General features: G+C 43.2%; 12 protein-coding genes. 5 read left to right on the forward strand and 7 right to left on the reverse strand.

The window, feature by feature from the left end:
- Window positions 1–38: 38 nt before the first annotated feature.
- Window positions 39–2,261: a RelA/SpoT family protein gene (locus tag BACINT_RS10640; protein ID WP_007662903.1), complete on the forward strand. Its 2,223-nt coding sequence runs from the start codon at window positions 39–41 to the stop codon at window positions 2,259–2,261.
- 2 nt (window positions 2,262–2,263) lie between these two features.
- On the forward strand, window positions 2,264–2,623 hold the full coding sequence (locus BACINT_RS10645; RefSeq protein ID WP_007662904.1) for a diacylglycerol kinase family protein: 360 nt from the start codon (window positions 2,264–2,266) through the stop codon (window positions 2,621–2,623).
- A gap of 7 nt (window positions 2,624–2,630) precedes the next feature.
- Here the strand turns inward: BACINT_RS10645 and BACINT_RS10650 are convergent, their stop codons facing one another.
- The 3 genes from BACINT_RS10650 to BACINT_RS10660 all read right to left on the reverse strand — a co-directional run bounded on the left by BACINT_RS10650 (window position 2,631) and on the right by BACINT_RS10660 (window position 5,253).
- Window positions 2,631–3,674: an MFS transporter gene (locus BACINT_RS10650; protein WP_007662905.1), complete on the reverse strand. Its 1,044-nt coding sequence runs from the start codon at window positions 3,672–3,674 to the stop codon at window positions 2,631–2,633.
- The gene (gene panB, locus BACINT_RS10655) at window positions 3,655–4,476 is read right to left on the reverse strand and encodes a 3-methyl-2-oxobutanoate hydroxymethyltransferase (protein WP_007662906.1); all 822 of its coding nucleotides are present in this window, start codon (window positions 4,474–4,476) and stop codon (window positions 3,655–3,657) included. The genes BACINT_RS10650 and panB overlap by 20 nt, the downstream gene beginning before the upstream one ends.
- Before the next feature lie 129 nt (window positions 4,477–4,605).
- Window positions 4,606–5,253 (reverse strand): HAD family hydrolase, encoded by a 648-nt coding sequence (locus BACINT_RS10660; protein ID WP_007662910.1) that lies wholly within the window; start codon window positions 5,251–5,253, stop codon window positions 4,606–4,608.
- Window positions 5,254–5,427: 174 nt separating this feature from the next.
- Here BACINT_RS10660 and BACINT_RS10665 point away from each other — a divergent pair, with 174 nt between their 5' ends.
- Window positions 5,428–6,789 carry an MATE family efflux transporter gene (locus BACINT_RS10665; protein WP_007662912.1) on the forward strand — a complete coding sequence of 454 codons (1,362 nt, stop codon included), beginning with the start codon at window positions 5,428–5,430 and terminating at the stop codon, window positions 6,787–6,789.
- Here the strand turns inward: BACINT_RS10665 and BACINT_RS10670 are convergent.
- The 4 genes from BACINT_RS10670 to BACINT_RS10685 are packed head-to-tail and all read right to left on the reverse strand — an operon-like array spanning window position 6,776 to window position 14,452.
- Window positions 6,776–9,076 (reverse strand): ABC transporter permease, encoded by a 2,301-nt coding sequence (locus BACINT_RS10670; RefSeq protein ID WP_044154996.1) that lies wholly within the window; start codon window positions 9,074–9,076, stop codon window positions 6,776–6,778. The two genes, BACINT_RS10665 and BACINT_RS10670, sit on opposite strands and share 14 nt — an antisense overlap.
- A 28-nt stretch (window positions 9,077–9,104) precedes the next feature.
- Window positions 9,105–11,429 carry an FtsX-like permease family protein gene (locus tag BACINT_RS10675; RefSeq protein WP_007662916.1) on the reverse strand — a complete coding sequence of 775 codons (2,325 nt, stop codon included), beginning with the start codon at window positions 11,427–11,429 and terminating at the stop codon, window positions 9,105–9,107.
- 4 nt (window positions 11,430–11,433) lie between these two features.
- Window positions 11,434–13,743, reverse strand: coding sequence for an ABC transporter permease (locus BACINT_RS10680; RefSeq protein WP_007662918.1), 2,310 nt, complete (start codon window positions 13,741–13,743; stop codon window positions 11,434–11,436).
- A gap of 25 nt (window positions 13,744–13,768) precedes the next feature.
- Window positions 13,769–14,452, reverse strand: a complete 684-nt coding sequence (locus BACINT_RS10685; RefSeq protein WP_007662920.1) for an ABC transporter ATP-binding protein — start codon at window positions 14,450–14,452, stop codon at window positions 13,769–13,771.
- Between the two features lie 333 nt (window positions 14,453–14,785).
- On the opposite strand from BACINT_RS10685, the gene BACINT_RS10690 reads away from it, so the two are divergent.
- Entirely contained in the window at window positions 14,786–15,592 is an 807-nt protein-coding gene (locus BACINT_RS10690; RefSeq protein WP_007662922.1) for a metallophosphoesterase family protein, read from the forward strand.
- On the forward strand, window positions 15,567–16,337 hold the full coding sequence (locus BACINT_RS10695; RefSeq protein ID WP_007662923.1) for a hypothetical protein: 771 nt from the start codon (window positions 15,567–15,569) through the stop codon (window positions 16,335–16,337). The genes BACINT_RS10690 and BACINT_RS10695 overlap by 26 nt, the downstream gene beginning before the upstream one ends.
- The last annotated feature ends 14 nt before the right edge of the window (window positions 16,338–16,351 follow it).

The raw sequence follows: 16,351 nt of genomic DNA on the forward strand, positions 1-16,351 counted from the left end.
AGAAAAAAACTACCTTTACACCACAAAAATGGACGATTATGGAAAGAGATGAATTTTTCACTACTGAAGAGAAGAAATTGCTCTTCTCTCTCTACCGAAAATTATTACAGTTGACCGGTGAGACATTACAGAAGGGCGACTGCAGAAAACTGAAAACACATCTTATCAACTCTATAAAGGATAACCGGGTTCAACGCGACACTTTCGGATTAAATCCACTGGTTAAGGATATGCAGACTGCCGTTATCGTTGCCGAAGAAATCGGAATGAAGCGGGCGTCGATTCTGGGTATTATGTTGCACGAAAGTGTGAGAAACGGAGCTTGTACTCCCGAAGAGGTGCAGGCTGCTTTCGGTGAAGATGTGGCCGGCATTATCCGTGGACTGATACGCGTAAATGAACTTTATTCCAAAAGCCCGACTATCGAATCGGAAAACTTTCGCAATCTGTTGCTCTCTTTTGCGGAAGATATGCGCGTAATCCTGATAATGATTGCTGACCGTGTGAATATCATGCGGCAGATTAAAGATAGTAAGAACGACGAAGCCCGCCGACAAGTGGCCAACGAGGCTGCATATCTCTATGCTCCCCTCGCCCATAAATTGGGGTTATATAAGCTGAAATCGGAACTGGAAGACCTCTCCCTGAAATATACAGAAAAAGAGGTCTATTACCATATTAAGGATAAACTAAACGAAACAAAGGCATCCCGCGATAAGTATATTGCAGCTTTTATCACCCCGATGCAGAAAAAGCTGGAAGAGGCCGGACTACATTTCCACATCAAAGGACGTACAAAGTCCATCCACTCCATCTATCAAAAAATGAAGAAGCAGAAATGCCCTTTCGAAGGAGTGTATGACCTTTTTGCCATACGTATCATTCTGGACTCACCTGTGGAGAAGGAGAAACAGGAATGCTGGCAAGCCTATTCCATTGTAACAGATATGTATCAACCCAATCCCAAACGTCTGCGCGACTGGTTATCCGTGCCCAAAAGTAATGGCTACGAATCATTGCACATCACCGTGATGGGCCCTGAAGGTAAATGGGTAGAAGTACAGATACGTACTGAACGCATGGACGATATTGCCGAACGAGGCTTGGCCGCCCACTGGCGCTATAAAGGTGTGAAGGGTGAAACAGGATTGGATGAATGGCTGACTACGGTACGTGAGGCTTTGGAAAATTCAGATAGCAATGGATTGGAAGCTATGGACCAGTTCAAACTGGATTTGTATGAGGATGAAGTCTTTGTGTTCACCCCGAAAGGTGATCTGTTTAAGTTAGGTAAAGGTGCAACAGTGCTGGATTTTGCTTTTCATATCCATAGTAAATTGGGATGCAAATGTATCGGTGCAAAAGTTAATGGCAAGAATGCGCAACTTCGTCAGGTACTGAACAGTGGTGACCAAGTGGAGATTATGACTTCGAATACCCAGACACCGAAGCAGGACTGGCTGAACATCGTGACTACCTCCAAAGCACGTACCAAGATACGCCAAGCTTTGAAAGAGATGGTTGCCCGCCAGCATGCCTTTGCCAAAGAAACTATTGAAAGGAAATTCAAAAACCGGAAAATAGAATATGATGAAGCTGTCATGATGCGCCTCATTAAACGCCTCGGTTTCAAGACTGTGACTGACTTCTATCAAAACATTGCCGATGAAACATTGGATGTAAACGAAATTATCGACAAATATCTGGAACAACAGAGACGGGAAAATGATACGCATGACGACATTATATACCGTAGTGCTGAAGGATATAACCTACAACAAACGCAGAATGATGAAATCACTCGTTCAAAAGAAGATGTACTGGTAATCGATCAGGATCTGAAAGGGTTGGACTTCAAGTTAGCACGTTGCTGTAACCCGATTTATGGAGATGATGTATTTGGCTTTGTGAGTGTGACCGGTGGTATTAAGATACATCGTAGCGATTGTCCCAATGCCACTCAACTACGCGAACGATTCGGATACCGGATTGTAAAAGCACGTTGGGCAGGTAAATCGCAAGGTACACAATATCCTATAACGCTTCGTGTGGTAGGCCATGATGATATTGGTATTGTAACTAACATCACCTCGATCATATCTAAAGAAAATGATATTTCTCTACGCTCCATCGGTATAGACTCTCATGACGGACTATTCTCCGGCACTATGACAATTATGGTAGGCGATACGGGACGTTTGGAAACACTTATAAAGAAGCTGAGAACAGTAAAAGGAGTGAAACAAGTTTCAAGAAATTGAATATGAAATACGATTTTAAGAAACAAATCAGAAGCTTTGGATACGCCTGGAAAGGCCTCCGGCAATGTATTGGGAAAGAACAGAATCTTAGTTTCCACCTGATTACTACAATAATCGTGATAGGTGCAGGGATCCTTTTCGACATTACACGTACGGAATGGATGATCATTATCCTTTGTATTGGTATGGTCGTAGCTGCGGAGCTCTTCAATACGGCAATTGAAAGATTGGTGGATCTGGTATCACCGGAGCGTCATCCCATTGCAGGACAAGTAAAAGATATTGCCGCCGGTGCAGTACTGGTATGCGCTGTTGCGGCGGCAATCATTGGAGGGATTATTTTTATCCCATATTTGTTTTGACACGGGTTTATCTCACTCGTCTTCTCTTATAATAGGGACGTGTCAGCAGGAAATAAAATAGTAGTGCTACAATGATTCCCACACCTATAATTTTATAGATCAATTGAAAATCTACATAAAAGTGTGGTTTTTCAATGCTTGAACCATCTTCAAACATAGAATACAGTTCTATGTTGTTTGACAGGAAGCAGCAAACTGCAATACCTATTAAAATTCCCGTTTCCATAGCCAAATGGCAAGTTGTATTTGCTGTTCCACGCTGGCAATGCTGCGAAAGCTTGACGAATATCTTCGTAAGAGGTACTGTAAGTATCACCAAAACAACCAGGAAGAAAGTCGCACTGTAATCCCCATCCTTTATTATAGGTATTACTATCCCCGACACAAAAGCTATCAGCACTACATTGAGAGCAGGCAACCAAGCCCGTGACAGTAAAAAACGGTCGATATTAAAACGTCCTATACCTATAGGTGCACGGAAAGCAACATACACCCGCAATGCAAACAGTATACTAAATATACCGCACAATGCGGAAAGATACACTACCATGCTGAAGCCTTTGAGCTGGAGCATCCATATTCCTACTCCCACTCCTACCAACATACCCAGACGAGCCGCCAAAGCATATGTCATATTCCCTGCGCTACGGTGCGGAGAATTTGTAATATCAATAGCAACTGTAATTCCCGCTGTGGCCGCTAATCCGAAAGCTCCTCCCTGCACAACGGCAAGTAACAGCAATTTCGTTAAAGTATCAGCAAATAGATAACCCACCGTCGCTGCTAACATTATAAATGTGGAGTAGACAAGCACGTGCTTTCGCTTATACGCATCTCCCAGATATGCGTGAAATGGTCCTACAAGGAACATACCCACCGCAAACACCAAAAACATACTACCCACCTGTACAGTAGAAATGCCTAAGCGTGACACCATCACCGCAGGCAGTACTGGGAATAGCATATATAGGGATGCAAAAAGCAGGAAATTAGCCATGCATATCCGCATAAATCCCAGCGACCAAAGATTATCAATATTGCTCTTTCTCATTCGGGAAGTCTAAGTTCTTCACATCAGATATATAACGGCTTATAGCGTCAGTCATTATCGTATGCAAATCGGCATAACGACGTAAGAAACGGGGACGGAAACCATTATTCATACCCAGCATATCCTGAATTACCAGCACCTGTCCATCTACTCCACCGCCGGCACCAATACCGATAATAGGAATAGTAAGTTCGCTGGCCACACGTTCTGCCAATTCCGCCGGGATTTTCTCTAACACAATGGCAAAGCATCCTGCCTCTTCCAGCAGATGGGCATCACGTACCAGTTTCTCAGCTTCGGTATCATCCTTGGCACGAACAGTGTAAGTACCATACTTATTGATAGATTGCGGCATCAGTCCCAGATGTCCCATAATAGGAATACCTGCACTCAGAATGCGCTTTACAGTACCTATTATTTCTTCGCCACCTTCCAGTTTCAAAGCATCTGCATGACTCTCTTTCATAATGCGGATGGCAGAAGCAAGCCCTTCCATCTCATTGCCCTGGTAAGAACCGAAAGGCATATCCACTACAACCATAGCACGTTTTACTCCGCGAACTACAGACTTAGCATGATAGATCATCTGATCAAGGGTGATCGGAAGTGTCGTCACATTACCAGCCATTACATTACTGGCAGAATCACCCACAAGGATTACATCCATACCTGCACCATCCACAATCTGTGCCATAGTGTAATCATAGGATGTCAACATAGAAATTTTTTCGCCTCTTTGCTTCATTTCAACAAGGCGATGAGTAGTCACTTTACGAGTGTCATCTGAAATATATCCAGCCATAGTTTCATTTACAATTTAATCATTTACAATGTACAATTTTGACTGTGTACAGATACACGTTGCAAATCATATATCGTAAATTGTAGTTCGTACTTTTATTTATCGCCGCAAAGGTAATCCTTTTTCCCTTTACTTGTGCAATTCAGTTAATTTATCGTAAGTGAATCCCTGGAAATCATCCAGAACATAGTGGCACAACGGGGTAATTTCTTCCCGTGAGTTAGTGGTAGCCAGACCAATAACTGTAGCTCCGGAAGCCATTCCGGCTTTCAGCCCATTAAAGGAATCCTCAAAAACATAAGTTGTTTCAGGCGTAGTGTCAAATACTTCCATACCAAGCAGAAAACAATCGGGTGCAGGTTTAGAAGCAGTGAACATTTCTGCCGTGAGAATACGGTCGAACATACTTTTGATTTCAGGTCTAGCACGGTATACAGCTTCCATTTTCTTATCATTGGAACTGGTAACTACAGCCATTTTCACACCATTACGGTGAAGATCGGCAATAAATTCCTCCACTCCAGGAATAAAATCGTATGACATATCCTGTTCGAAGCGGTCGAGACCTGCAGTGATTTCCTCTCTCTCTTTTGTCATACCGGGAAAGAAGGTATCGTAGATATACATCAGGGTCTGCCCCTTTACACGACTTTCCAGATCTTCCATACCTAAGTAATCTACTCCCATTTTATGCCAAAAAACGCTGTACTGCGTCTCTGTGTCGACAACGACACCGTCGAAATCGAAGAGAACGGCGATGTTTTTAGTTTCAGCCATATAAACTTTCTTTTACCTTATAATGTTAATACCTTATCTATTACGATACAAAGGTCAGAATAATCCTTGAACCGAGCAAATAAATGAGTAACTTTGCTGCGAATACCAGATACGCGGACGACATGGACCGGAGCGGACGAACGCGGACTCATCACTTTCTTTAGATAAATAGTTATGGATAATAACCCTCACATATTAGGTACCGAGAGCATCGGAAAACTGCTGTTGCAGTATTCCATACCCGCTATTATCGGCATGACAATAACTTCCCTATACAACATTATCGACAGTATCTTCATTGGTCATGGTGTAGGTGCAATGGGTATTGCCGGATTGGCTATTACATTCCCCTTGATGAACCTTGTGGTAGCATTCTGTACGCTGGTATCAGCAGGCGGTTCTACCATTTCATCCATCCGTCTGGGGCAAAAAGATTTAGACGGAGCAACTGAAGTACTGGGAAATACGCTGATGTTTTGTCTGATTAATGCAGTAGTATTCGGTGGACTTGCTTTTCTATTTCTGGATGATATATTAAGATTCTTCGGTGCCAGTTCCGAAACATTACCTTATGCACGTGACTTCATGCAAATTATCCTGGCAGGCACCCCAATTACTTATACAATGATCGGGCTAAACAATATTATGCGTGCCACAGGATATCCTAAAAAGGCGATGTTGACTTCCATGGTAACAGTGGTCTGTAACATCATCCTTGCTCCTATCTTCATTTTCCATTTTGACTGGGGAATTCGTGGAGCAGCTACGGCAACCGTTATTTCACAGTTCATCGGTATGGTATGGGTTGTGAAGCATTTCCTTGATAAGGATAGTTTCGTTCGTTTCCGTCCGGACTTTTGGAAACTGAAGAAACGCATCATCAGTAGCATCTTTTCAATCGGCATGTCTCCTTTCCTCATGAATGTATGTGCCTGTGTCATTGTGATTATCATTAACAATACGTTACAACGTCACGGAGGCGATATGGCCATCGGAGCTTACGGTATCATCAATCGCCTGCTTACACTCTATATAATGATTGTATTAGGTCTGACTATGGGTATGCAACCAATTGTTGGATATAACTTTGGAGCACAGAAACACGACCGTGTGAAGCAAACGTTGAAACTGAGCATCCTGACCGGTGTGTGTATCACAAGCAGTGGTTTCCTCATTTGCGAACTTTTTCCACATGCAGTATCCGTTATCTTCACGAACGATCAAGAACTGATTGACATTGCTTCTCGCGGTGTCCGCATCTGCGTGCTGATGTTCCCATTGGTGGGCGCACAGATTGTAATCGGTAATTTCTTCCAAAGTATCGGAAAAGCTAAAATCAGTATATTCCTTTCGCTCACCCGGCAACTTTTATATCTGCTTCCCAGTCTAATTTTCTTTCCCCGTTTCATGGGACTGGATGGAATTTGGACCAGTATGCCCGTTGCCGATTTCTTTGCTTTCCTAACAGCACTCACAGTACTGTGTATGTATATACGAAAGGTTACCCGAACACAGGAAACAGTTACTCACTCTTAATACTCTTCACCGGATTCTCATTAGCAATGTGCCATGCCTTAATTATGACACACATGATAATAAACATAAGCAGAGTCACAGCAACACCCATATACCCCATTACAGGCAGGGAAATAGCATCCCTAAACTGACTGATCCAAACTTCACCGGCTTTGAATGCTCCGATTGTACCAATCGTTACAGCCGGAATTGCCAACCACAAGACATCACGCGTCAGTAGGCGCAGCACACCGCTCACTTCTGCTCCATTCACCTTACGAATAGCTATTTCCTTGGAGCGCAAACGAATTTCATCATTTACATAGCCAATGAGCCCCATAAGAATGATAAACAAGATTGTAACAGATGCCAATAAAGTGACATCACGGAATATGCGAACGGATTCCGAATAACTTCGCATCTCTTTTTCCATTGAACGAAACAGTAACTCATTCTGCGGATACACATGCTGCATCTCTTCATTCAGCCGGATAAGATTATCGTCAAAAGGCTTCTTCAGGCGCACATGTAGAGTGCTTTCTATGCCTTCCGTCCAAGCTATCATAACCGGATCACTATCATCCGGTGCAAGAGGAAAACTGAACGAATCCAAAATACCTACTACTGTACCCAGATCATTTACGTGTTCACCTATACCGGTACCCTCCCATTTCATCTTTTCTACAAAAGTGCGGTTTACAAGTAATTGTCCACTACCCGATAAGTTTTTACCTGCTTTAAGTCGTAAGCCGATAAAATCCAGATAATCCGTATCGAATATAGAAAAGCGAGGAGAAAAAAGCCGGTTTCCTTGATTATCAGTCACCATGTGAGGAGCATAAAATCCCAGTAGCGATGCACTGGCAGAAGCCACAGACTCTACATAGGGTAATCCTAAAAGAACACTACGCAAGTTATCCGGATTTTCTAATCGGTGGTAAACGTATGCAACGCGTTCAGGACGGAAACCACGATCACGTCCGATTGCATAATTATATTGTATAAATACCACCAGCATCATGCCCAGTATGAATGCCGCACCTCCAAACTGTATGAATAATAGTACCCGCTTCCAACCACGACGTCCGGAAGTATAGCGATGGAACACTTGCGTCACCGGTATACGCGAAAACAAAATACCAGGCAAACATCCTCCCAACAGAAATAAGAGAGCAACTACAGACAAAGGTGCCCACAAGTTCTGCCAGGCAAAGAGAACACTCAACGGAATAGATGCCAGTTCTTCCATTTTTTCATGGAAAACATACACCAACACTCCTATCAATAATAGTGCCAGTAGAATCACTACCGCTGTCTCCATCAGAAACATGGAGAAAATGCTACGTTCGGATGCTCCACTGCACTTGTGTACACCAATGGATTTTGCACGTTGCGTCAGTGAAGCTATTGATATCAACACATAATTTAGTGTTGTTGTGAAAAGTAACACTACGCCGAGCAATGCCATGATCCAGATCATTTTCCGTACCGTCGGCTTGGCAAGGTGCAGACTACGCATAGGATACACAGTAACTTTCAGTTCCAACCCGCTCTCTTCCGGAATATGACGGGCAATAGCAACTGAGAGATGCTTATTCAATTTATTAGCATCAGTAGGATTTCGTAAACGTACGTATCCGTCGTAATTACCACCACTGTTCCAGCCTAAAGACCAACGGGTATGCCGTTCGATGCTGGGAAAAGAGACAATAGCTTCAGGACGGGTATATAATTCTGTATTCAGTGGCACATCAGCATAGACACCTTTTACGAGCATAGGTACCGTAGTACCACCAATTGAGTAATTCAATGTCTTCCCTAATGGTGACTCACTGCCGAAAATAGTGCGTGCCGATGTATGGGACAAGAATATTGCATCCGGATTTGCCAATTCCTGTGGATTTCCCTCCAATACTTCGATACCGAGGGTGGCAAAGTAAAGAGTATCTGCCATCACTGTAGGTAACATGAACTTATGTTCTCCCAAGCGATACTCCTTACCAAAAAGAGAACAGCTGGTAGTAGCACTCTGTACCTCATCAGGAAACTCCTCTGCAATGGCAGCAGGAATAGTTTGGATGGTATTATACCCCTCTCCACCACTCAACACTCCCTTATTCATCCAACCGGTCTTGACAATGTAAAGATTCTCCGGTTCATGATAGAAATTATCAAAACTCAACTCGAAAACAATACGTGCAAAAAGGAAAACAGACATCAGTAGCCCTAATGACAAAGAAATAACTTTAATGATATTTGATCCGCGTCCGCGAAGCAAAGTTTGCAGGGTATAATAAAGGTGTCTCATAATGATAACTTTTATCTATTATAATAATTTATTCGCTCTTAATACTCTTCACCGGATTTTCATTTGCAATGCTCCATGCTTTCCATACAACACATGCCGTAATGATCATTAAATTAGCAATAGCTACCAATACATACACTGATCCTCCCAGAGGTACTTGTATTGCAAAGAGATCCATCCATATTCCATTTACATACCACGCCCCCACAGTACCCATGATGACTGCCGGCACCGCTACCCAAAGTACATCACGCGACAACATTTCTAAGATGGTAGACGACTCTGCACCGTTCACCTTGCGGATAGCAATTTCTTTGGAACGACGGCGTACCTCGTCGGTAGTATAACCGATCAAGCCCATCAGCATGACAAAAAACATGACTACCGCTGCCAGTACAGTAGCATTACGAAAGACACGGACGATATTATAATTCTCCGCCATATCCTGTTCCAGAGAGCAGAAATCTACTGTTTTCGTAGGGAAAGCAGCGGATGCCTCACTATTCAGCCGCCTCAGGTTCTCCGCAAAAGGCTCTTTCAGGCGTACATGGATACAAGCACCAAACCGTCCGCATCGTACAATAAGTGGCTGCTGCGGCACATAAAATGATGCTGTATGAAAATCTTTGAGCACTCCCACAACACGCAGATCTCCCAGACTTGTATTTCCTTGATGCACTATACGTCCCACGATATCATCTCCCCAGCGCATAGTCTTGGCAAATGTTTCATTCACCACAGCCTCATTGCGTTCCCGTGCCATACGACCTTCCTTTATCACCATACCCATCATTTTAGGGTAGTTTTCTGTCTCTACACAGTAGCGTGATGAGAAAAGTGACTGCCCGCTTTCATCCATTATCCTCATACCACTCATGCCGATACAGGGTGGATAACTGGCAGATTCCACATCCTCCACATAAGGGAGTCCGCAAAAGAACTGACGGGCAGCATCGCGTTCGGAGTCACTATCAAAATAGATATCGGACGTAGCTATACTCCGGGCATCATATCCAGTATTTTTATTCAACACATAGTGATACTGGGCCATGATGACACACATCAGTCCACAGATAAAAGCCACACCCAAAAACTGAATAAAAAGCAACGGACGCTTCCACCCTTTCTTCCCTTCCGTGTAGTGACGAAAAACCTGTGACACCGGTATTCGCGAAAACATTCGTCCCGGTAGCACACCGCCCACAATAAACAAACCTAGCACTACCACCAATGGTACCCAGATACGTCCAAACACAAACAGGGATGTCAACCGGACTTCCATCGTCTCCTCTATCATCTCACGGAAATTCAGCAACAGCAATACCATCAGTATCAATGACAATAAGATAACAATACCTGTCTCCAGCAGGAACATTGAAAATACGGTACCGCCTGATGCACCATTACACTTATGTACTCCCACCGCCTTAGCACGATACGAGAGTGAAGAAATAGAAATAAGTACATAATTCATTGCTGCAATGAAGAGGATGGCCAGACCGAGGATAAGTGTAATGGCATTCATACGCTTTACCATGTCACCACTGCGATATACATCACGCAAAGGCTTCACAATAGAGGTATAACTCGAATTATCTTTCCCATTCTGAGGAAGATAATTATGAATCACAGTCTCTAGGCGTGCATTGAACTTCTCAATATCTACCTTCACACCCGGACGAAAGCGGATATATTGAAAGAAAGAATCACCTCCTTCCCATGAATATTCCGCCCAGTCACGACTCCATGCACTGACAATAGAAATGACAGCTTCAGGGTTCATGGTGGAGTTCTCTGGCAAAGCAGCATAAATACCCTTTACAGTGAGCTGCAGTTGTTTATCATAGTTTATCACTTTACCCACGGGGTCTTCATCACCAAACATTTTCTGTGCCAGACGATCACTCAGAAAGACCACATCCTTCTGTTGAAGTTCATGCAACGGATCACCTCTAAGGACTTCGATGCCCAATGTCTGGAAAAAGAGTGAGTCTGCCATTACAGCGTAATCCTTAAAACGTACACTACCATTATAAAGCGGTCCAAAAGCCATGTATTTGCAAACACTGACAGCCGCTTCCACTTCTTGGGGAAAGTTCTCCAAGACGGCACCTGCTACAGGAGGCAGGTTCAGTTCACCCGGTTCCCCCTGTTCACCGTTGATAGTGAAGATAGAGAAGAGCTGATAGATGCGGTCCGGATCACGGTAGCAAGTATCATAACTTTGCTCGAAAACAACACGAACAAAAAGCAGAATGCTCATCGTCAGTGCCAAGCCCAGAGAGAGAACTTTGATGATATTGCTGCCGCGCCCACGGAGCAGTGTTTGAATTACATAGTATATCTGCTTCATACGTTTATTCGCTTTTAATACTATTCACCGGATTTTCATTCGCTATCCGCCATGACTTCCAGATGACGCAAGCAACAATAAGTAACAGGATAACCAATGCTATCAGCACATATACCGGCCACGAAAGCGGCACCTGTGCAGCAAACTGATCCATCCACATCTCATTGACGTACGCCGAGGCAATAATACCGATAATGACAGCCGGTCCCGCTACATAAAGGACATCCTTTGAAAGTAACTCCAATATCCCCGAAGATTCCGCCCCATTCACTTTACGAATGGCAATTTCTTTGGAACGACGGCGCACTTCATCCGTAGTATAACCTATCAGGCCCATCAGCATGACAAAGAACATGGTTACCGCCGCCAATATGGTAGCATTGCTAAAGACACGAACCGGATTATACCGTTCCAATATTCGTTGTTCCAATCCGGCAAAATCAATCGTTTTGTCCGGATAAGCTTCGCTTACGTCTTTGTTCAGACGCCGCAAATTCTCAGCAAAAGGTTCTTTGAGACGCACATGGACAGTATTACCGAAAGTACGGGTATATCCGAACATTATGACATCCTGTGGCTGGTAATAGGAACCTATATGAAAATTTTTCAATATACCCACGACTTTAAAATTCTTGCCTTCTGTACGTAACGGGTGGTTCAAAGCCTTGTCTCCCCAACGCATCCTCTCCGCAAAAGCCTCATTCACTACTATTTCATCTGCTGCACGCGGAGCACGACCTTCCTTCATTGTCATACCCATCATTTTAAAGTAATCTTCAAGAGCAAAACTGTAGCGTGTTGAGAAGAGGGACTGTCCACTTTCGCCTTCAATCATTGAGCCACTATAGCTCCAGATAGGGGTACTGACCGCAGAAGAAACTTCTTCGACATAAGGCAGACCACGGAAAAACTGCAATGCCGGTCCACTCTCCTCCTCACTACCAAAATAAGCATTCCCCACCGCTACACGCTGCGGATTATATCCCATATCTTTATCTTTCACATAATTGTACTGCGCCATCACTACATACATCAGTCCACAGATAAAGGCCACACCTGCGAACTGGATAAAAAGTAATGGACGTTTCCACCCTTTCTTACCTTCCGTATAGCGACGAAAAACCTGCGACACCGGTATCCGCGCAAATAATCTACCTGGCAATACTCCCCCCACAACAAAAAGAACCAACACTACAGCAAGCGGTACCCAAATACGATCGGGTGCAAAAAGTACACTCAGCTTGGCTGCGGTAGTATCTTCTATAAACTCCTGAAAGTTAAGCAATATCAGTCCCATTAACACCAGAGCCAGTACAATGATAATACCTGTCTCCAGAAGAAACATTGAGAATACAGTACCTCCACTTGCACCACTACACTTATGTACTCCCACCGCTTTCGCGCGGTAAGTAAGCGAGGAGATGGATATCAATACATAGTTTAGTGCTGCAACAAAAAGAATTGCAAGAGCTAGGATACTCATAATGCTATCCATCCGTTTCACTTGGTCTTCGTTTCGATATACATCACGGATAGGTTTCACAAAAGCTGTATAGCCATAAGCTTTCTTATCCTCTTCCGGTCGATATTTCTGTATCATGTCATCCAGTCGGGCATTGATAATCTCTTTGTCAGCTCCCGGACGGAAACGGATATATTCGTAGTAACTGTCTCCCCCACGCCAGGAATAGTTACCCCAACTGCGACTCCAAGCTGTGGGCATAGATACAACTCCCTCGGGACGCATCGTAGTATTTTCCGGTAAAGCGGCATAAGTCCCCTTCACTGTAAATGCTATTTCTTTATTGTAGCTCAGCACTTTTCCAATAGGATTTTCGCCGCCGAAGATTTTCTGTGCCAAGCGGTCGCTCAGAAAAATAACATCCGGTTGTACCAGTTCATTCTCCGGATTTCCGCTCAGCACCTCAATACCCATAGTTCGGAAAAAAAGTGAGTCTGCCAACAGTATCTCGTCATCGAAACGAACACTGCCATTATACAACGGACCACCGAGAAAATAGGCGATACTGGTGGCTGCTTCCACTTCTTTCGGGAAGTTTTCCAATATGGCACCTGCCACGGGGCCACAGTTTTGCTTTTGAGGCTCAAACTGTTCACCATCAGCTGAAAAAATAGAGAATATCTGATATAAATTGTCATAGTCTTTGTAGAAGGTGTCGTAACTTTGTTCAAAAGCCACACGAGAAAACAGCAAAATACTCATCGTCAATCCCAATCCAAGGGAAATGACTTTGATAATATTCGAACCGCGTCCACGTAATAAAGTCCTTATGACATAATAGATTTGTTTCATACTTTACTATTGTAATAATCGTAACTTACATTTCCTGTGCTGCAACACTTGCCACTATACTGCCATCGAACAAATGAATCGTACGATGGGCGAAAGAAGCATCGTGCTGAGAGTGTGTCACCATGATAATAGTAGTTCCTTCCCGGTTCAACTCTGTCAGCAAATTCATCACTTCTGTACCATTCTTAGAATCCAGATTACCGGTCGGCTCATCGGCAAGTATCAACTTAGGATTAGTAACCACAGCACGAGCAATGGCTACACGTTGCTGCTGACCACCGGAAAGCTGTTGCGGGAAGTGTTTGGCACGATGACTGATATTCATTCGTTTCAGTATATCTTCCACCATCCGGCGACGTTCGGAAGCTCTGATGCCCAGGTAAGTCAAAGGCAATTCCACATTTTCATACACATTCAGTTCGTCTATCAGATTGAAGCTTTGGAATACAAAACCCAGTTTACCTTTACGAACGCGTGTACGCTCTTTTTCTTTCAGATTCCCTACTTCCTGTCCCAGAAGTTTATATGAACCTTCCGTCGGATTATCCAGTAATCCCAGAATATTCAACAGGGTTGATTTTCCGCAACCTGACGGTCCCATAATAGCTGCAAACTCTCCCTCTTTCACTTCAAGGTTCACGTGGTTCAATGCTACTGTTTCCACTTCCGATGTACGGAATACTTTACTGATGTCATTAATTTCAATCATGATGTTCTTCAAATTATGAGTTATTAGTTATTTCTCTTAATCTACTCTTTAGCATATTAAGATTAATACACGCAATACTTTAACTATATAAATGCAGAAAGCGTGCCAAAACTTAAAATCCGTTTATTATCAAGGAATTAGCTTTCCAAGCCCAGCCATCAAGTGTCTAATAATTAGACAACTCCGTCTAAAAAATAGACAACTATCGAATAATTAGTGTAGCATGAAAGGACAGAAAAAAGGAATATAAGACAATCATTAATCAAAAAGAAAACTCTATCTTTGCATCCAGTTTTCAATATAGAGATTATATATACTATTAATATCATTCACATGAAACTATCTAAACTCTTATTCATCCCGCTCATAGGTCTGTTTATGGGCGGTTGCGACATGATAGACTACCATCCTTATGATGTGCGTATCAGTGGTCCGACGGATATCAACAACCGCAATATAGCAAAAATAGAAGCCAATTGTAAAGACAAGACGACAATCCGTTTTGTTACCATGGGTGATTCACAACGTTGGTATGATGAAACCCAGGATTTTGTCAATCACCTCAATAAACGAGATGACATTGATTTCGTCATCCATGGCGGAGATTTCAGTGATTTTGGTGTCACAGACGAGTTCCTGTGGCAACGTGATATCATGAATAAGCTGAAAGTTCCTTATGTTGGTCTCATTGGTAATCATGACTGTCTCGGCACAGGTGAAGAAACTTATCGCGCCATTTTCGGTGATCCCAATTTCTCATTTATTGCCGGCCGCATCAAATTCGTTTGTCTGAATACCAATGCTCTCGAGTTCGATTACTCCCGTCCTATTCCTGACTTTGACTTCATCAATGCTCAGTTGGAAGATCGCCGCGAGGAGTACGACCGTACCATCTTCTCCATGCATATACGTCCATTCTGCTTCGAGTTCAATAATAATGTAGCTCAGGTTTTCCAATATAGCATTAAGAGGTTTCCCGATTTATTATTCTGTACGGCAGCTCACGAACATCATGTATTCGAAGAGGATCTTTTTGATGACGGCGTGATGTACTACATGAGTGATTGCATGAAAAACCGTTGCTACTATATATTCACTGTAACTCCTGACAGATATGAGCGCGAAGTGGTCTATTATTAAAGCATTGACATGCTTCCTTCTTGTCTATTCGTCAACCGGCTATGCACAGGAAGTGAAAACAATAAATACAGAGCCGGCCCAAGTGTTCAGGGATACTATTATTATTGTGAAACATGATACGATATGGATAGAAAAAGAAACGACACAGATAGATAGTGCCGATATTAGCAAAAAGCGTTCCAGTCGTTATGACAAGCGTGTCCATCGTTACCGGAAACATTGGGAAAGTCTGATACCGACTCATACCAAACTGCAATTTGCCGGTAATATGGGATTGCTGTCACTTGGTACCGGATGGGATTATGGCAAACGAAACCAGTGGGAAACGGATATTCTCTTTGGTATTCTGCCTAAATATGATTCCAAACGCACCAAAATCACCATGACCCTAAAGCAGAACTATATGCCTTGGAGCATCTCACTGGGAAAAGATTTTGCGGTTGAACCTCTTGCCTGTGGCATGTATTTTAATACGGTGTTTGGAGGCGAATTCTGGACACATGAACCAGACCGTTATCCGAAAGGTTACTATGGCTTTTCGTCCAAAGTACGCATACACGCTTTCCTGGGTCAACGGTTAACTTACAACATACCTCCACGCTGGCGCTTGGGAGCAAGAGCCATTACTTTCTACTACGAAATAAGTACATGCGACTTGTATATAGTAAGTGCATTCCTTAACAAATACCTGAAACCTAAAGATTACCTCAGTTTATCATTCGGCCTAAAAACACAGTTGTTCTAAACCTAAAAGGGCTG

The sequence above is a fragment of the Bacteroides intestinalis DSM 17393 genome (assembly GCF_000172175.1).
GTDB classification, from domain to species: domain Bacteria; phylum Bacteroidota; class Bacteroidia; order Bacteroidales; family Bacteroidaceae; genus Bacteroides; species Bacteroides intestinalis.